This window comes from Streptomyces sp. NPDC090445, from assembly GCF_044769385.1.
Classification (GTDB): Bacteria; Actinomycetota; Actinomycetes; order Streptomycetales; family Streptomycetaceae; genus Streptomyces.
Window position 1 is genome coordinate 278,093 of the sequence record NZ_JBIVXV010000004.1, and the last position, 16,118, is coordinate 294,210.

At 73.2% G+C, this 16,118-nt stretch carries 18 protein-coding genes; 7 read left to right on the plus strand and 11 right to left on the minus strand.

Features of this window, described 5'->3' with window-relative positions:
• Positions 1-66 precede the first annotated feature (66 nt).
• Positions 67-465, minus strand: coding sequence for an LPXTG cell wall anchor domain-containing protein (locus ACIQUT_RS12145; RefSeq protein ID WP_403562084.1), 399 nt, complete (start codon positions 463-465; stop codon positions 67-69).
• Positions 466-611: 146 nt separating this feature from the next.
• Between ACIQUT_RS12145 and ACIQUT_RS12150 the strand changes: the two genes are divergently transcribed.
• The 3 genes from ACIQUT_RS12150 (at position 612) to ACIQUT_RS12160 (ending at position 3,467) form a co-directional block, all read left to right on the plus strand.
• Positions 612-914 (plus strand): hypothetical protein, encoded by a 303-nt coding sequence (locus ACIQUT_RS12150; protein WP_403562086.1) that lies wholly within the window; start codon positions 612-614, stop codon positions 912-914.
• Between the two features lie 121 nt (positions 915-1,035).
• Positions 1,036-2,304 carry an Ig-like domain-containing protein gene (locus ACIQUT_RS12155; RefSeq protein WP_403562087.1) on the plus strand — a complete coding sequence of 423 codons (1,269 nt, stop codon included), beginning with the start codon at positions 1,036-1,038 and terminating at the stop codon, positions 2,302-2,304.
• A 173-nt stretch (positions 2,305-2,477) separates the two neighbouring features.
• Complete coding sequence (locus tag ACIQUT_RS12160) at positions 2,478-3,467, plus strand: GNAT family N-acetyltransferase (RefSeq protein ID WP_403562089.1); 990 nt, start codon at positions 2,478-2,480, stop codon at positions 3,465-3,467.
• A 169-nt stretch (positions 3,468-3,636) separates the two neighbouring features.
• On the opposite strand, the gene ACIQUT_RS12165 is transcribed toward ACIQUT_RS12160, so the two are convergent.
• The 5 genes from ACIQUT_RS12165 to ACIQUT_RS12185 form a co-directional block, all read right to left on the minus strand.
• Positions 3,637-4,245, minus strand: coding sequence for a hypothetical protein (locus tag ACIQUT_RS12165; protein ID WP_403562091.1), 609 nt, complete (start codon positions 4,243-4,245; stop codon positions 3,637-3,639).
• Entirely contained in the window at positions 4,242-4,910 is a 669-nt protein-coding gene (msrA, locus tag ACIQUT_RS12170; RefSeq protein WP_403562093.1) for a peptide-methionine (S)-S-oxide reductase MsrA, read from the minus strand. Before msrA ends, ACIQUT_RS12165 begins: the two co-directional genes overlap by 4 nt.
• Before the next feature lie 153 nt (positions 4,911-5,063).
• Positions 5,064-6,227 carry a hypothetical protein gene (locus tag ACIQUT_RS12175; RefSeq protein ID WP_403562095.1) on the minus strand — a complete coding sequence of 388 codons (1,164 nt, stop codon included), beginning with the start codon at positions 6,225-6,227 and terminating at the stop codon, positions 5,064-5,066.
• Positions 6,224-7,855, minus strand: a complete 1,632-nt coding sequence (locus tag ACIQUT_RS12180) for a M48 family metallopeptidase (protein ID WP_403562097.1) — start codon at positions 7,853-7,855, stop codon at positions 6,224-6,226. The genes ACIQUT_RS12175 and ACIQUT_RS12180 overlap by 4 nt, the downstream gene beginning before the upstream one ends.
• Before the next feature lie 334 nt (positions 7,856-8,189).
• Positions 8,190-9,323, minus strand: coding sequence for a hypothetical protein (locus tag ACIQUT_RS12185; RefSeq protein WP_403562099.1), 1,134 nt, complete (start codon positions 9,321-9,323; stop codon positions 8,190-8,192).
• Between the two features lie 118 nt (positions 9,324-9,441).
• Between ACIQUT_RS12185 and ACIQUT_RS12190 the strand changes: the two genes are divergently transcribed.
• On the plus strand, positions 9,442-10,599 hold the full coding sequence (locus ACIQUT_RS12190; RefSeq protein ID WP_403562101.1) for a cystathionine gamma-synthase: 1,158 nt from the start codon (positions 9,442-9,444) through the stop codon (positions 10,597-10,599).
• Between the two features lie 104 nt (positions 10,600-10,703).
• On the opposite strand, the gene ACIQUT_RS12195 is transcribed toward ACIQUT_RS12190, so the two are convergent.
• The 3 genes from ACIQUT_RS12195 to ACIQUT_RS12205 form a co-directional block, all read right to left on the minus strand.
• The gene (locus tag ACIQUT_RS12195) at positions 10,704-10,958 is read right to left on the minus strand and encodes a hypothetical protein (RefSeq protein ID WP_403562103.1); all 255 of its coding nucleotides are present in this window, start codon (positions 10,956-10,958) and stop codon (positions 10,704-10,706) included.
• Positions 10,955-11,458: a sigma factor-like helix-turn-helix DNA-binding protein gene (locus ACIQUT_RS12200; RefSeq protein WP_403562105.1), complete on the minus strand. Its 504-nt coding sequence runs from the start codon at positions 11,456-11,458 to the stop codon at positions 10,955-10,957. Before ACIQUT_RS12200 ends, ACIQUT_RS12195 begins: the two co-directional genes overlap by 4 nt.
• Before the next feature lie 81 nt (positions 11,459-11,539).
• Positions 11,540-12,061 carry a MarR family winged helix-turn-helix transcriptional regulator gene (locus tag ACIQUT_RS12205; protein WP_403562107.1) on the minus strand — a complete coding sequence of 174 codons (522 nt, stop codon included), beginning with the start codon at positions 12,059-12,061 and terminating at the stop codon, positions 11,540-11,542.
• A gap of 245 nt (positions 12,062-12,306) precedes the next feature.
• On the opposite strand from ACIQUT_RS12205, the gene ilvA reads away from it, so the two are divergent.
• On the plus strand, positions 12,307-13,539 hold the full coding sequence (gene ilvA / locus ACIQUT_RS12210) for a threonine ammonia-lyase (RefSeq protein WP_403562109.1): 1,233 nt from the start codon (positions 12,307-12,309) through the stop codon (positions 13,537-13,539).
• 135 nt (positions 13,540-13,674) lie between these two features.
• Here the strand turns inward: ilvA and greA are convergent, their stop codons facing one another.
• Both greA and ACIQUT_RS12220 read right to left on the minus strand, forming a co-directional pair.
• The gene (greA, locus tag ACIQUT_RS12215) at positions 13,675-14,172 is read right to left on the minus strand and encodes a transcription elongation factor GreA (protein WP_403562111.1); all 498 of its coding nucleotides are present in this window, start codon (positions 14,170-14,172) and stop codon (positions 13,675-13,677) included.
• 227 nt (positions 14,173-14,399) lie between these two features.
• On the minus strand, positions 14,400-14,813 hold the full coding sequence (locus tag ACIQUT_RS12220; RefSeq protein WP_403562113.1) for a DUF4307 domain-containing protein: 414 nt from the start codon (positions 14,811-14,813) through the stop codon (positions 14,400-14,402).
• A 121-nt stretch (positions 14,814-14,934) separates the two neighbouring features.
• On the opposite strand from ACIQUT_RS12220, the gene mca reads away from it, so the two are divergent.
• Together mca and ACIQUT_RS12230 are read left to right on the plus strand one after the other, a co-directional pair.
• A complete protein-coding gene (mca, locus tag ACIQUT_RS12225) occupies positions 14,935-15,816 on the plus strand; it encodes a mycothiol conjugate amidase Mca (protein WP_403562115.1) in 882 nt (293 codons plus the stop codon).
• A 2-nt stretch (positions 15,817-15,818) separates the two neighbouring features.
• Entirely contained in the window at positions 15,819-16,040 is a 222-nt protein-coding gene (locus tag ACIQUT_RS12230) for a hypothetical protein (RefSeq protein WP_403562117.1), read from the plus strand.
• Positions 16,041-16,118 lie beyond the last annotated feature (78 nt).

Below are 16,118 nucleotides of genomic sequence, written 5' to 3' on the forward strand. Positions count from 1 at the left end.
GGGGCCGCTCCCGGGAGGAATCCCGGCGGGCGGCCCCCGGCCGTCGTGCTGCGGTGCCGCGGTGCCCTACTGGGCGCGGGTGCGGCGTACCGAGAACGCGACGAAGCCCGCGCCGACGCCCAGGAAGAGGGTGCCGGCCAGCAGGTACGGGGTGGTGTCGATCCCGCCGGTGTCCGCGAGCGCCAGGGTGGCGGCCCGGCTGCCCGGCGCGGCCCCGTCGGCATCCGCGGTGCCTGCGGCACCTGTGGCGTCCGTGACGCCTGCGGAGTCCGTGTCGCCCGCGCCGTCGGCTCTGGCGGCGGTCACCGTGACGGTGCCGGAGCCGCCGGCGTTCCCGGAGGCGGGCGCGACGGAAGCGGGGGCCGCGGACTCGGGTGCGGTCGCGTTCGCGGACGGAACGAACCAGAGGGCGGCGAGGAGAGTGGTCGCACCCAGCGAGGTGAGCAGGGGCGGGCGTGCGGACACGGGGCGATCCCCCTTGCGGAAGCAGCGAATTGACCGTGTGCGGTGATGCTACGGAAAGGGGCGGGTCGTGGGAAAGCCGGGGCGGGCGCGGGCTTACTCTCCGACGTATGAACCCTTCTGACACATCACGATACGTACGGCTTCGCGTGGATTTGGTGCTGGAGGTGCCGGACGCCGACGCCCTCACCGGAGCCGCACTCGACCACATCGCCGACGACGAGTTCATGCCGGACGACGAACGCGGCCACGCCGAGTCCGCGGTCCGGGAGGACGAATCGGAGGCCCTCGCGTACCTCGTCGACCCCTCTGACCTGGTCGTGGACATCCCCGGGGTGGAGCTCGTACAGGCCTCCTGGAGCAGCGAGCCCGTCGAATACGACCCCGAGTCGCTGGAGTACGAGCTGGACGAGGAAGATGGAGGCTTCGACAGAGAGACCGACAACGCCTGACCGTGCGGTAGCCCACATCCCAACGGAATGTGGAACCGATCCGAGCCGTCAACGCGTTGACTGGTGAGTGGCAGGGGGTGTGTCCCCCTGCCCGGGGATGCCCCCGGGGGGTTCAGCAGCGATGGAGTGGCGTGTGAGGACGGACAGCAAGCGGCGGAGAAGGTCCATGGCGGCCATATCCGCCGTGCTCGGCGGCGTACTGATGCTCACGGCGTGCGGCGGCGGTGACGAGGACAAGGCGAAGGGCGGCGGTGACGCCGCCAAGTCGCAGTCCGACGTCGACGCGGCGGCGGCCAAGGACGCGTCGAAGGCCAAGATAACGATCGCGCCGAAGGACGGCGCGACCAACGTCGGCATCGACACCACCGCCGTCAGCGTCGCCGACGGCACGCTCACCGCGGTCGAGCTCAAGACCTCCGAGGGCGCGGCCGTGGCCGGCAAGATAGCCGGCGACGGCAAGAGCTGGAAGCCGGACGCCCCGCTGAAGCGCTCCACGAAGTACGCGCTGTCGGCGACCGCCAAGGACGCGGGCGGCAAGGAGGCGCACGAGAACTCCTCCTTCACCACCGTCTCGCCGGAGAACAGCTTCATCGGCTCGTTCGTGCCGGAGGACAAGCAGACCGTCGGCGTGGGCATGCCCGTGTCGATCACCTTCAACAAGCCGATCAAGGACAAGAAGGCGGTCCAGGCGGCGATCAACGTCACCTCCAGCAGCGGTCAGGAGGTCGTCGGCCACTGGTTCAGCGAGCAGCGGCTCGACTTCCGCCCCGAGAACTACTGGCAGGCGAACTCCACCGTCACGATGAAGATGATGCTGGACGGCGTGCAGGGCGCCCCCGGCATCCAGGGCGTGCAGAACCGCACCGCCACCTTCAATATCGGCCGGAGCCAGGTCTCCACGGTCGACGCGAAGTCGAAGAAGATGACGGTCACCCGGGACGGTCAGGTCCTCAAGACCATCCCGATCTCGGCGGGCGCCCCGGCGAACCCGACGTACAACGGCCAGATGGTGATCTCCGAGAAGTTCAAGGAGACCCGGATGAACGGCGCCACCGTCGGCTTCACCGACGCCGACGGCAAGGGCGAGTACGACATCAAGGACGTCCCGCACGCGATGCGGCTGTCGAACTCCGGTACCTTCCTCCACGGCAACTACTGGGGCGCGGACTCGATCTTCGGCAGCGCGAACACCAGCCACGGCTGTGTCGGCCTGAACGACGTCAAGGGCGCGGGCGACCCGAACCAGCCGGCCGCGTGGTTCTACGACAACTCGCTCATCGGCGACGTCGTCACGGTCATCAACTCCCCGGACAAGACGATCAAGCCGGACAACGGCCTCAACGGCTGGAACATGAGCTGGGCGGACTGGAAGGCCGGCTCGGCCGCCTGACATCCCCGTCCCGCCGCACGGCGGGCCGGACCGTACCCGCGGATGGCGGGGCACCCCTCGGCGGGCGCCCCGCCATCCGGCGTTTCCGGCGGCGGCTCGGTGTCCGCCCGGCGGCTGGCCGGTGGCCGCAAACTCCGCGCGGGCGCCCGGGCCCCCGGACTAGGGTCCGGCGCATGACAAGCGACTCCGTGATCCGCCCCGTGATCCGCGCCCTCACCCCGCCGCCGTCCGACGCCGAGGCGGAGGCCTGGCGGACGGTCCTCGCCGACGCCCTGGCCGCCGACCTGCCGCAGCTGCCGGCGCCCTCCCGGGGGGAGGTGGCCGGACGGCTCCGGGTACGGCCCGCGCGCGGGCACGCCGCCCTGTGGGCGGCCGAGGACGGCGTCGCCGGGCTCCTGCTGTTCACCGACGAGGAGAACCTGCACACCGCGTTCCTCGACGTGCTGACGGTCCGTCCGCGGGCGCGTCGGCAGGGCCTCGGCACGGCCCTGTGGCAGCGGGTCCGCGAGGAACTCCTCACCCGGGGCCGCACCTCGGTCTCCGCCCAGATCGACCTCGGCGGCCCGGGCCAGGCCTTCGCGGAGTCGCTGGGCTTCACCAACGTCCTGTCGATGGCCTGGTACGTCCAGGACGTCCCGGAGGCGCGGCGCGCCCTGCCCGTCCGGGAGGCCGCCGCCCCGCCCGGCTACGAGCTCGTCTGCTGGCCCGGCCTGGTGCCCGACGCGTGGGCCGCCGCCGCGGCCCGGGCCCACTGCGCGATGGACGACGCCCCGGCGGGCGACATCGACGTGCAGGCCCTCGCCTGGACCCCGGACCGCCTGCACGCCTCCCAGCAGCTGATCCTCGACCGCGGGGGCGCGCTGACCACGGTCGCCGCCGTCACCCCGGAGGGCGAGGTGGCCGCGTACACGGAGCTCGTGCTGCCCGACCCGGACGGCCCGCGCGCCATCCAGTACGACACGGTCGTCCTCCCCGGACACCGCGGCCTCGGCCTCGGCCGCACCGTCAAGCTCCGCATGCTCGCCGAGACGGCGGACCGCCACCCGGCCCTGCGCGCCGTCGCCACGACCGTCGCGGACGAGAACGCCCCGATGCGCGCCGTCAACGAGGCCCTCGGCTACCGCCGCGAACGCGGCACGGCCCTCTTCCAGCTCACCCTTTAGCGGCGGCCGCCTGCGGAGTTCCTCGGCGAGCCGTGGCTGACGCTGGATGTGGACGTACGCCGCCCACTGGTGATGAAACGCTGGAGCGGGGCCAGGTCGGATCCCTGCCGGGCCTGGTCGGCCGCCTCGTCGAGCTCGCGCGTGAACGCGGCCCGCGCGGCGGGACCGGTCAGTACCCCGAAGGGTGTGCGGAGAGCCAGGCGGCGTGGCGGTCGCGCAGGCGGTCTCGGTCCTCGGGGGTGGGGAGGATGACGTCGGCGCCGCCGTCGTACGCGTGGTGGATGCGGGTGAGGTCCGGGTCCGTCACGAAGACCCCCGACAGGGCCGCGTCGGCGGCCTCGCGGAGCAGCGGGTCGAGGCAGCCGCGCACCCAGGGCCGCCGGTCGGCGTAGAAGTACCACCGGTTGTCCGGACCCGGGTCGGACGCCTCGTCCAGGACGGTCCACAGGGTGCCCGCCGGGTGGAGGGCCCTGCGCAGCACCGTCCATTCCGGCGGATCGGCCGTTTCGGCCGGGTCCGTCCAGTCGATGGTCACCACGTACACCTCGCCGCCCGCGAAGAGCTCGTCGAGGACCGTGTTGTACCGGTCGAGGAGGATCGCGTACTCGGCCTCGTCGTCCGCGTAGCGCTTCGACTCCGGCAGGCTGTGGAAGCGGACCCAGCGGCTTCCGTACACCGTTTTGAGGTCCCACGGCAGCAGCGGCCCGGCAGGCCGGTGGGCCTGCCAGAGCCGGGTCAGCCGCTCGTGCGCCGGGTCGGGGAGCAGGGCGCCGGTCACTTCCCGGGCGCCTCGGCGACGCCGATCGGGCAGGAGACGCCTGTGCCGCCTATGCCGCAGTACCCCGCCGGGTTCTTGTCCAGGTACTGCTGGTGGGGGGCCTCGGCGGGCCAGAACGGGCGGTCCTCGGCCGGGAGGACCGCCGTGGTGATCGGGCCGTAGCCGGCGGCGTTCAGGACCTGCTGGTAGGCGTCGCGGGAGGCTTCGGCCTCGGCCTGCCGGGCGGGGGAGTGGGTGTAGACCGCGGAGCGGTACTGGGTGCCGACGTCGTTGCCCTGGCGGAAGCCCTGGGTGGGGTCGTGGGACTCCCAGAACAGCTTCAGCAGGGTGGCGTAGGAGACGGCCGCCGGGTCGAAGACCACGCGGACGACCTCCGTGTGGCCGGTCAGGCCGGAGCAGACCTCCTCGTACGTGGGGTTCTGCGTGTGGCCGCCCTGGTAGCCGACGAGGGTGGTCCACACCCCGGGGGTCTGCCAGAACTTCCGCTCGGCGCCCCAGAAGCAGCCCAGCCCGAAGTCCGCGACCTCCAGGTGCTCCGGGTAGGGGCCGGCGAGGGGGGTGCCGAGGACGGTGTGCTGCGGCGGCAGGGCGAACAGGGGCTCCGGGCGGCCCTTGAGGGCCTGCTCGGCGGTGGGGAGCTCGGGCGTGCGGCGGTACGAGAACATGGACTTCCCTCCTTGGTACCTCCCTCAACGGACGGGGGCGGGCCCGGATTCCCCACCGCAGGGTGGAAGGAGATCCGGGCCCGCCCGTCGCCGGCTGCTGCCGCGCGTCCGGCGCCGGACGGCCGGCTGCTGCCGCGCGTCCGTCGCCGGCCGCTACTGCGCGTCCGTGGTCACGCGGACCGCCCAGTCGCGTGCGTACAGGTAGCGCCGCTTCGGCTGGGAGTGGTACGACCACGGGATGGTGCCGATGTACCCGTCGATGAGGCGGAACTGCTCCACCGCCTCGGCGTCCCGGTCCTGCCAGAACAGCATCCAGGCCAGCATGTGCCGCAGCCTGACCGCCCGCCGGTCGCCGGGGGCGGCCGCCGCCAGATCGGCGAGGGCGGCGTCGACGGCCGCGCGGACCTCGGGCTCCTTGTAGTAGTCCTCCGCCTGGAGGTCCTTGGTCCACGCCTCGTTCTCGAAGTAGGCGATCAGCGGCAGCAGCGACAGCAGTTCGCCGGGCTCGGCCGCGTCGGCCGCCTTGCGGGCGAAGCCGAGGGCCAGCTCGTGCGAGCCGCGCCATTTCGCCGCCCAGTACTGCATGCAGTGGGTGTGCGCGGTCAGCAGCCTGGGGGCGCGGGCCGTGATCTGCGCCCACAGTTCCTCGTACCGCTCGTGCGGGTAGCCCAGGCCCATCCCGATGGCCTGTTCCACCATGTACGGGACCGGGTCCGCGGGGTCGGCGAGCTTCTGGGCGGCGTGCGCGGTCCGCTCCGCCGTGAGCAGCAGCTCGCGGAAGAGCCGGAACTGCTCCTGTGTGGTGCGGGCCCCGGACTGGCTGCCGCGCACGTTCCACGCGACCTGTACGGCGGTGTCCGCCTCGACGACCGCCGCCGTCGGGTCCCCGGGCCGGGCCGCCTGCCAGGCGAGCAGCCAGGCGTCGTCCTCGGCGGCGGCCTCGGACAGGGTGCGTACCCGGTCCCAGCGCTCTTCCCAGTCCGTTCCGGCGGCGTCGATCCAGCCGGCGCCGGCCTGCCAGTCGCCGGCCCGGACCGCCGCCAGCGCGGCCGTCTCCTCCGGGGGCACGGGCCGGGCGTGCTCGGTGTCGAGGTCGGCTTCCGGGAGGAAGCCGAGCGCGACGACGGCTGCGGCCTGTTCCGCCTTGGTCTGCTCCTCCAGGGCCTCGGTGGTGGCCTGGGTGGCCGCGATCTCGGCCTCCAGGGCGTCCGACCGGGCGTTGAGCCTGCGCGCCTTGCGCACGTAGTACATGGCGCGCAGCAGTTTCAGGGCGCCCGCGAGCAGCAGGACGCCGAGGACGGCGAGTCCGATCATCACGGGGCAAGCACCAGCTTCCGCAGGGGTTCGGTGTCGCACTGGTCGGCGGCGGCCGCCTCCAGCGCGGATTCCAGCTGCTCCTCGAATTCCTCGGAGGGGTAGCGCAGCGCGGCCGGCTCGGACCAGGACAGCTCCCAGCGGGCGGTGGCGCGGGCCGTGAGCTCGACGGTGACGAGCCGGCCCAGGAGCCTTCGGACGACGGGGCGGGCGAATTCGCGGGCGGTGCGGCCGGTGGCGGCGGCGGCCTCCTCGGACTTGGGGAAGCGGTCGGCGACGCGCCAGCGCAGGGCCGGGTCGGCGTCGATGGCGTCCAGGACCGCCGCCAGGTCCAGGTCCGGGTGCGGGGTTGAGCCGTCGGTGGCGGCTGCGCCCTCCGCGGCGAAGGCGTCGCGGACGTCCTGGGCGCCGCGGTCCGCGTACGCGGTCATGCTCTCGTGGACCAGGTCCGGCCAGTCCACCCGCTTCAGGGCGAGCGCCTGCGGGGTCAGCACGGCCTGCTCCAGCGCGGCCTGGGCCGCCTCGGGGGCGGAGAGCAGGGCGAGCGCGGGGCGGGCGTCGGTGTGGCTGCGGCCGTCGTCGGGCAGGGCTTCGATGCGGGCGACGCGCTCGGCGAGCGGCGGGTGGGAGTCGTACGGGTCGGCGGGCTCGGTGGGCAGCTCGCGGCGCATCTCGTCCAGCTCGTCGGAGCGTGCGTCGAGGAGGCTGCGCAGGCCGCCGAAGACCTGTCCGGGCCGGGGCATCAGGTCGGCGCCGAGGCCGAGGGTGGCGTACGCGTTCATGTAGAACTCGTGGGCCGGGCCGAGCGCGTTCAGTTCGCGCAGGGCGGAGGCGGCGGCGTCGCGTCCGGCGACCTTGACCGAGGCCAGGTCGGCGGCGAGCTCCTGGCGGCGGGAGGAGGTGCGGGTGGCGCGCAGGTAGAAGCGGCCGTACGCGATGTAGATCCTGGCCATCGCACGGTAGGTGGCGCCCTCGCCGCCGGTGTCGACCTCGTGGGCCTTCTTGCCCTTGGCGATTCGTTTCTGCGCCTTCTCCTCCTGCCGGGCGCGCTCCTTGGCGACCTTGGCCGCGGCGCGCTCGTGGAAGTGGCCGACGGTACGGGTGAGCTGGGCGCGCCCGCGGGCGATCAGCGGGGTGAGCCGGGTGTCGAAGTTGGCGTAGTGGCCCATCTCGTGGGCGAGCACGGCGCGCAGCTGCATCTCGTCCAGGCCGGTCATCAGCGGCAGCCCGAGGTAGAGGCGGCGGGTGCCGGGGAGCAGGCCCAGCAGCCGGGAGTCCTCGCTGACGGCCGCGTTGACGTCGGCGATCAGCACGATCTCGTCGGGGGCGCGGGTGCCGACCTGCTCCGCGACCTCGCGGACGGTCTGCCACAGCACCGGCTCCTGCTCGGGGCCGACGGGCACTCCGGGTTCGGCGTCCCCCTTGGGGGTGCGGAGCATGAACATGCCGCGCACGATCGGGATGGCGAGGACGCCGGTGACGGCGATCAGTTTGAGCAGCGCGAAACCGCGCAGCCCGGCCGTGTACGCGCCGAAGTCGGCGCCGGCGAGCAGGGCCAGCAGGACGAGGCCGAGCAGATAGAAGCCTGCGAGCAGGACGAGCGCGCGCAACGCGCGCAGTGAAGCGCCCATATGGGACAGATCCCCCCGGGGGTGAAGACGGTGCGGTGGTGCCGGGCGCACCGTCCGCGCAGTCTGCCGGGGCTGGGCCGGGGCCGGGTACGGGAGACCCGGCCGCTGCTGCCGTGGCGGCGACGGTGCGGTGCGGTGCGTGCGGCACCTGCGGCCGCGCCGGGTCGGAGGCGGGCCGGTGGCGGAGCCGGAGTCGCCCGGACCCGCCGGCCGGCCCGACGGCCACGGGGGGATCATGCGGCCTCATGGTCACTTACGGCAACCTTATGGCCCGAAGGCGGCGCGCCAGCGGGGCGTCGACGGTGCGTCAGTGAGTCAGTGCCTCAGCGGTGCCTCAGTGGGGCAGGGTGGCCGGGGAACCGCCGTTGGCCTCGTAGCCGGCCACCGCCAGGGCGCGGTACACCGCGTACTCGGCGGCCGGGTCCTGCGACGCCGACCACGGCAGGGCGCCGACGCAGCCGTCCACGTGCCGCACCTGCTCCATGGCCTCCGCCCACCGCTCCATCGGCACCAGGAACGACAGCAGCAGGTGCCGTACGTGCGCCAGCATCGGGTCGTCGGGCCGCGCCTGGTGCACCGCGTACAGCGCGCCCTCCACCGCCCGGGTCACCACCGCGCTCTGCCAGAAGGCGCCCAGCACCAGGTCCGGCTTGTGCTCGTACACCGCGAACAGCGGCAGGGCCGCCAGCAGCGAGCCCTGCGGGGCGCGGGCCGCCGCCGCGTGGGCGAAGGCGTCGGCCTTCTCCCGCGAGCCGTGCCACTTCTCGCACCAGTAGTGCAGGGCGGCCAGGTGGGCGCCCATGTGGTTCGGGGCCACGTCGATGACCTTCGCCCACAGGGTGTCGAACTCCGCCTCCGAGTAGCCGAGCGCCCGCGCGACCGCCAGCTCCGTGATGTACGGGACCGGGTCGCCCGGCGCCAGCAGCACCGCCTTGCGGCAGGCCTCCCGGGCCTCCTCCAGGATGATCCGGTGGTCCTCGGAGCCCACGCCGCCCGAGTGCCGCCACGCCTGCTGCACCAGCAGCTCGGCGTGCACCTGGGCGCCGCCCGCGTCCTTCCCGTCCTGCAGCCGCCACGCCTTCAGCCAGGACGCGCCCACCCCGGGCTGCGACGGGGGCGCCTCCCGGCGGTGGCCGGGGGAGAGCTCCAGCGCCGCCGCCCCGGCGAAGGCCTGGACCCGCTGCCAGCGCAGCTCCCCGTCCTTGGGGGTGCCGGCCAGCAGCTGGGAGGCCGCCTGCCACTGCCCGGTCCGCTGCACGACGGCGAGCGCGTCCATCAGGTCCCGGTCGGGGCCGGGCACCCGGACGTCGAGCTCCTCCTGCAGGGCGAACCCGTAGTCCGCGGGGTCGGCGGCGTCGGGGCTGCCGGGCGGGACCAGGCGCAGGCCGCCCGCCCGCCTGCGCCGTATGAGCGGACCGAGGGCGGCCACGAGCAGGCCGACGGCGATCAGGAACCACAGAATCTCCATGCCCTCAAGCGAACCAGACCGACCCGTGCCGAGGCGAATGCGAACGCCGTGTTGCAGGACCCGCCCCCGGCGGCGGCCGCGGGGTGGCGCACGGCCGTACGGGCCTTAGGCTCTGCCCATGAGCGACGACAGCCACGAGCACCAGAGCTTCGAAACCCGCGCCATCCACGCGGGCAACACCGCGGACCCGCTGACCGGCGCGGTCGTGCCCCCGATCTACCAGGTCTCCACGTACAAGCAGGACGGCGTCGGCGGCCTGCGCGGCGGCTACGAGTACAGCCGCAGCGCCAACCCGACCCGCACCGCGCTGGAGGAGAACCTCGCGGCGCTGGAGGGCGGCACGCGCGGCCTGGCCTTCGCGTCCGGGCTCGCGGCCGAGGACTGCCTGCTGCGCACGCTGCTCGTCCCGGGCGACCACGTGGTCATCCCGAACGACGCCTACGGCGGCACGTTCCGCCTCTTCGCGAAGGTCGTCTCCCGCTGGGGCGTGGAGTGGTCGGTGGCCGACACCTCCGACCCGGAGTCCGTGCGCGCCGCCCTCACCCCGAAGACGAAGGTCATCTGGGTCGAGACCCCCTCGAACCCGCTGCTCGGCATCACCGACATCGCGGTGGTCGCCGAGATCGCGCGCTCGGCCGGCGCCAAGCTGGTCGTGGACAACACCTTCGCCTCCCCGTACCTCCAGCAGCCGCTCGCGCTCGGCGCGGACGTCGTCGTGCACTCGCTGACGAAGTACATGGGCGGCCACTCCGACGTCGTCGGCGGCGCCCTGGTCACCGCCGACGCGGCCCTGGGCGAGGAACTGGCCTACCACCAGAACGCGATGGGCGCCGTGGCCGGCCCCTTCGACTCCTGGATCGTGCTGCGCGGCATCAAGACCCTCGCCGTGCGCATGGACCGGCACGCGGAGAACGCGGCGAGGATCGCCGAGATGCTGACCCGCCATCCCAAGGTGCACAAGGTCCTCTACCCGGGCCTGGCCGAGCACCCGGGCCACGAGATCGCCGCCAAGCAGATGCGCAACTTCGGCGGCATGATCTCCTTCTGCGTCCTCGGCGGCGAGGAGTCGGCGGTCGAGGTCTGCAACCGGGCCAAGCTGTTCACCCTGGGCGAGTCCCTCGGCGGCGTCGAGTCCCTCATCGAGCACCCGGGCCGCATGACCCACGCCTCGGTGGCCGGTTCGGCGCTGGAGGTCCCCGGTGACCTGGTGCGCCTGTCCGTCGGCATCGAGAACGCCGACGACCTGCTCGCGGACCTGACCCAGGCCCTGGGCTAGGAACAACAGGGCGGCCCCGGGGCCGAGGGGCAACAGGGCGGCGGCGGACCCCGGTTCGCCGCCGTCACGTCACCCACGTCACCCACGTCACCGCCGGGCGGCGGCTACCAGCCCTCCAGGGGCGGGGAGACGTCGCTCGGCGGGACCTGCCACGGGTGGGTCAGGGCCGCCCACACCGCGAAGGCCACCGCCGCCGCGACCAGCAGCGTCCACCCGGCCCGGTGCAGGATGCGCCGGCGGCGCAGCAGCCGGTCCCCGCGGGCCGCGGCAGCGGCCGCCAGCCCGGCCGGGACCACCGGGTGCGGGCCCTGCATCAGCCGCCTGACCTGGGCTTCCTTGCGGTCCGGGATGCTGCTCATGCGGCCTCCTCCCGCCGGGCCCGCAGCACGTCCACGGCCCGCCCGGACAGCACCCGCACCCGCTCGACCGGCAGCCCGAGCTGCGCGGCCGCGACCTCGTGCGCCACGCCCTCGTACACGCACAGCACGAGCACGAGCCGTTCCAGCGGGGGGAGCGGGGCGAGGACGCCCCGGCCGCCGAGGTGGCGGCGCCCGGTGCGGGCGAAGGCGGCGCACAGCTCCTGGCGGGTGTGGTCGTACGGGTCGTCGCCGCGCAGCCGCTCCCAGCCGGCGTACGTACGGGCCAGCGCGCCGGCCAGCAGCCGGCGGGCGGCCGGGCAGTCGGCCCCGGACACGGCCCCCGAGGGGGCCCCCGCCGCGGCGCCTGACGCATCACCCGACGCGGCGCCCGACACGCCACGGGCCTCGGCCGTCAGCAGGACCGCGACATGCAGGAGCCGCCCCGCCGCGCCCGCGACGAAGGCCTCGAACTCGGCGTAGGGCCCCGCTCGGTGGTCCACACGGCCTATGGTGCGGCCAGGGGGACGGCCCCGGTCAAGGGGTCGGACACACCCGGTCCGGGCCGCCCGCGGGGTACCGCCTCAGGAGGCCGGGCCGGCCTCCGAAACGGTGCCCATCAGTTCCGACAGCGAGCCGTTGAAGCGGGTCAGCAGCCCGGTGAACGCCTCCCGCTCGTCCTCGCTCCAGCCGTCGGTGACCCGGGCCATCAGCTCGCGCCGCGACAGCCGGACCTCCTCCAGCCGCGCCAGCCCGCGCGGGGACAGCGCCAGGACCACGGCCCGCCCGTCCTCGGGGTGGGAGGTGCGCTTGACCAGCCCGGTGTCGACCAGCGGGGCGACCTGCCGGGTGACGGTGGAGGAGTCGATGCCCATGCCGCAGGCGAGGGCCTTGACGCCCATCGGGCCTTCCAGGTCGAGCCGGTTCAGCAGCAGGTACGCGGCGCGGTCCATCGAGTTGCGGGCCTGCCCGACCCCGCCCAGACGGGTCTGCTCGGCGCGGCGCGCGAAGACGGCCACCTGGTGCTGGAGCGCGTCCAGGAGACCCGCTTCGGGGCGTGTTTCGGCCGCCGCGGGCAGGTCGGAATTGGCCGGGTTGGAAGGCATGGCCGTGAGCTCTCTTCGCGTGGGGCCGACAGGATGGGGGACAGAGTACGCGGCCATACGGCGGCTCGTACGCCGCGTGGGAGAACTGGTACGACTGGTACGAGCCCGGTACGGAACCGGCGCGGGACACGGTACGGACCAAGCCCCCGCCCCCGTCCCGCATGGCCGGATTTCGCCCCTTCCGCACGGTCCGACCCGTCAGCCGGAACACGCCCGTGACAGGTGGGGGCTGCGAGACTGGCGGCATGAACTACCGCGTGCTGCAGCCCGTCCCGCCCGTCATCCTCGACGACGTCCTCGGGGCCCAGAAGATGCTCTCGGGCGTCGCCCGGGTCACCCCGATGGAAGGCAGCCGGCACCTCTCCTCCCTCACCGGCTCCCCGGTCCACTTCAAGTGCGAGAACCTCCAGCGCACCGGCTCCTTCAAGCTGCGCGGGGCGTACGTGCGCATCGCGGGACTGCGGCCCGAGCAGCGGGCGGCGGGCGTCGTCGCCGCGAGCGCCGGCAACCACGCGCAGGGCGTGGCCCTCGCGTCCGCGCTGCTCGGCGTCCACGCGACCGTGTTCATGCCGGTCGGGGCGCCGCTGCCGAAGGTCGCGGCGACCCGGGACTACGGGGCCGACGTGCGGATGGAGGGCCAGGTCGTCGACGAGACCCTCGCCGCGGCCGAGGAGTACGCGGACCGCACCGGGGCGGTGTTCATCCACCCCTTCGACCACCGCGACATCGTCGCCGGGCAGGGCACCGTGGGCCTGGAGATCCTGGAGCAGTGCCCGGAGGTGCGCACGATCCTCGTCGGGATCGGCGGCGGCGGACTCGCCGCGGGCATCGCCGTCGCGGTGAAGGCGCTGCGGCCGGACGTGCGGGTGATCGGCGTGCAGGCGGCGGGCGCGGCCGCGTACCCGGTCTCGCTCCGGGCGGGCCACCCCGTCTCGATCGACAACCCGAGCACCATGGCCGACGGCATCAAGGTCGGCCGCCCCGGCGACGTCCCGTTCCGGATCATCGGCGAACTGCTCGACGACGTTCGCACGGTGTCGGAGGACGAGCTCTCCAGCGCCCTGCTGCTCTGCCTGGAGCGGGCCAAGCTGGTCGTCGAGCCGGCGGGCTGCGCCCCCGTCGCCGCGCTGCTGAGCGAGCCCGAACTGTACGGGGCGGGCCCGGTGGTGGCGGTCCTGTCCGGCGGGAACATCGACCCGCTGCTGCTCCAGCGGATCCTGCGGCACGGCATGGCGGCGGCGGGCCGCTACCTGTCGCTGCGGCTGCGGGTGGCGGACGCGCCGGGGGCGCTGGCCGGGCTGCTGGCGGTGCTGTCGGTGGTCGACGCGAACGTGCTGGACGTGAGCCACGTACGGACCGACCCGCGGCTGGGGCTGACGGAGGTGGAGGTCGAGCTGCACCTGGAGACGAAGGGCCGGGAGCACTGCACGGAGGTCGCCCGCTCGCTGCACGCCGCCGGGTACACGGTGATCGGCTAGCCGGGCCGCGCGGTGGCCGGGCCGCGCGGCGCCGCCGGCCGGCCGGGGAAACGGCGGAGCCCCCTCCGTACCGTACCGATCGGTCCGAAGGGGGCTCCGCCGTGCTGTGCGCCTGTCGTGCGCCTTCCGGGGCGGTCAGCCGGTGAACGGCTTGACGTCGAGGATCCGGACCGAGGCCGTCTTGCCGTTCGGCAGCTCGTACTCGGCGTCCTCGCCGATCTTCTTGCCCAGCACGCCCGCACCCAGCGGGGACTGCGGGGAGTAGGTCTCGAAGTCGTTCGAGGCGTATTCGCGGGAGGCGAGCAGGAAGGACATCGTGTCGTCCTCGTCGCCGTCGAAGGCGATCGTGACGACGGTGCCGGGCGCGACCTCGCCCTCGGCCGACGGGGGCGTGCCGACCTTGGCGTTCTCCAGCAGCTGCGTCAGCTGGCGGACGCGGAGCTCCTGCTTGCCCTGCTCCTCCTTGGCCGCGTGGTAACCGCCGTTCTCGCGCAGGTCGCCCTCTTCACGGGCAGCCGCGATCTTGATGGCGATCTCCGTGCGTGCGGGACCAGAGAGGTAGTCCAGCTCGGCCTTCAGCTGGTCGTACGCCGCCTGGGTCAGCCAGGTGACGCTCTCGCTCGTCTGGGTCACGGGTGCTCCTCGTCGGTACAGGGGACTACTTGTCCGCCGGTGGCGGGCGAAACCACGAGCCTAACAATTCGGGAAGAAAAGGGGGAGGACACCGTGTGCACGAAGTGTGTCATCGGGCCCCTGAGCAGCAACGGGACCAAAGTGCCGCCCGGCCTCCGCCCTGGCGTGCCACCGGCGCTCCACCGGTGCTCCACCGGCGTTCCGCCGGCGTTCCACCCGGCGTGCGGTCAGCCCGCGGACCCCGCCGCCTGGCAGCCGGCCAGTTCGATCGCAGTGGCGCGGCCGGTGGTCTTCACCGTGACGACCTCGTCGACGCGCGACTCCTTCTGCCCGAAGGTGAAGTCCGCGCGGCCCACCTCGCCGTGCCCGGTGTCCTGCGAGATGAGCGTGCACACCCCGGTCACCGAGGCCTCCTTGCGCACCTCCAGGTGCACCTTCACCTCGGAGTCCGACACCACCTGGAACTTGATCACCTCGGCGCTGACGTCCTTGCCGGCCACGTAGCCCCAGCCGATCCAGCCGACGACGGCCAGCAGGCCGACGCCGAGCACCGAGCCGACGATCTTCAGCGTGCGGTCCGCGCGCTCGTCGGCCGACCGGCCGTAACGGCCCTCGGGCAGGCCCTCGCGCACCGTGCTCATGATCGTTCCTTCCCAGAGTGTCGGGTTCCGCTTGATTCCGGGCTCGACCCCGGAATTTTTCCGCCCCCCGATTCGGTCACTATAGGAGCCGTCCGCCTGACGAATCACAGAGGATCCTGTCTTGACCGAGCAGCTGCGATTGATGGCCGTCCACGCCCACCCCGACGACGAGTCGAGCAAGGGCGCGGCCACCATGGCCAAGTACGTGTCCGAGGGGGTGCCCGTGCTGGTGGTCACCTGCACGGGCGGTGAGCGAGGCTCGATCCTCAACCCCAAGCTCCAGGGTGACAAGTACATCGAGGAGAACATCCACGAAGTCCGCGCCAAGGAGATGGAGGAAGCCCGCCAGATCCTCGGCGTCGACCAGGAATGGCTCGGCTACGTCGACTCCGGCCTGCCCGAGGGCGACCCGCTGCCCCCGCTCCCCGAAGGCTGCTTCGCCCTGGAGGACGTCGACAAGGCGGCCGGCCGCCTGGTGAAGAAGATCCGCGCCTTCCGGCCGCAGGTCATCACCACGTACGACGAGAACGGCGGCTACCCGCACCCCGACCACATCATGACCCACAAGATCACGATGGTGGCCTTCGACGGGGCGAGCGACGCCGAGAAGTACCCCGAAGCCGAATTCGGGCCCGTTTACCAGCCGCAGAAGCTCTACTACAACCAGGGCTTCAACAAGCCGCGCACCATCGCCCTGCACGAGGCGCTCCTCTCCCGCGGCATGGAGTCCCCCTACGGGGAGTGGCTGGAGCGGTGGAAGGAGTTCGAGCGCAAGGAGCGGACGCTGACGACGCACGTCCCCTGCGCCGACTTCTTCGAGATCCGCGACAAGGCGCTCATCGCCCACGCCACGCAGATCGACCCCGACGGCGGCTGGTTCCGCGTCCCCATGGAGATCCAGAAGGAGGTCTGGCCCACCGAGGAGTACGAGCTTGCCAAGTCGCTCGTCGACACCTCCCTCCCCGAGTCCGACCTCTTCGCCGGCATCCGGGAGAATGCGTAGCCATGAGCGCTACACAGGCAGCACTGATCCAGCTCGTTCCGCTGGCGGGCGACACCTTCGACAAGAACAAGGTGACGCCCGGGATCCTGGGCTTCCTCGTCTTCGCCGCCCTCGCCCTGGGGGTGTGGGGGCTGATGAAGTCGATGAACCGGCACATGGGCCGGGTCGACTTCGAGGAAGCCCCGGAGCCGGGCACCGGCCCCAACCCGACCCCCTCGGCCTAGCCGACCCCCTCGGCCTGGCCGACCCCCTCGGCCCGGCCGCCCGCCCGGCGGCCCCGCCCCGCCCGCCCCGGCCCGGGC

Bases quoted from the DNA above. Each gene is read 5' to 3' on its own strand.
- ACIQUT_RS12155 (WP_403562087.1), top strand. From the start codon at position 1,036: ATGGAGTGGCGTGTGAGGACGGACAGCAAGCGGCGGAGAAGGTCCATG.
- ACIQUT_RS12160 (WP_403562089.1), top strand. From the start codon at position 2,478: ATGACAAGCGACTCCGTGATCCGCCCCGTGATCCGCGCCCTCACCCCG.
- msrA (WP_403562093.1), bottom strand. From the start codon at position 4,910: ATGTTCTCGTACCGCCGCACGCCCGAGCTCCCCACCGCCGAGCAGGCC.
- ACIQUT_RS12180 (WP_403562097.1), bottom strand. From the start codon at position 7,855: ATGGGCGCTTCACTGCGCGCGTTGCGCGCGCTCGTCCTGCTCGCAGGC.
- ACIQUT_RS12185 (WP_403562099.1), bottom strand. From the start codon at position 9,323: ATGGAGATTCTGTGGTTCCTGATCGCCGTCGGCCTGCTCGTGGCCGCC.
- ACIQUT_RS12190 (WP_403562101.1), top strand. From the start codon at position 9,442: ATGAGCGACGACAGCCACGAGCACCAGAGCTTCGAAACCCGCGCCATC.
- ACIQUT_RS12195 (WP_403562103.1), bottom strand. From the start codon at position 10,958: ATGAGCAGCATCCCGGACCGCAAGGAAGCCCAGGTCAGGCGGCTGATG.
- ACIQUT_RS12205 (WP_403562107.1), bottom strand. From the start codon at position 12,061: ATGCCTTCCAACCCGGCCAATTCCGACCTGCCCGCGGCGGCCGAAACA.
- ilvA (WP_403562109.1), top strand. From the start codon at position 12,307: ATGAACTACCGCGTGCTGCAGCCCGTCCCGCCCGTCATCCTCGACGAC.
- ACIQUT_RS12220 (WP_403562113.1), bottom strand. From the start codon at position 14,813: ATGAGCACGGTGCGCGAGGGCCTGCCCGAGGGCCGTTACGGCCGGTCG.
- ACIQUT_RS12230 (WP_403562117.1), top strand. From the start codon at position 15,819: ATGAGCGCTACACAGGCAGCACTGATCCAGCTCGTTCCGCTGGCGGGC.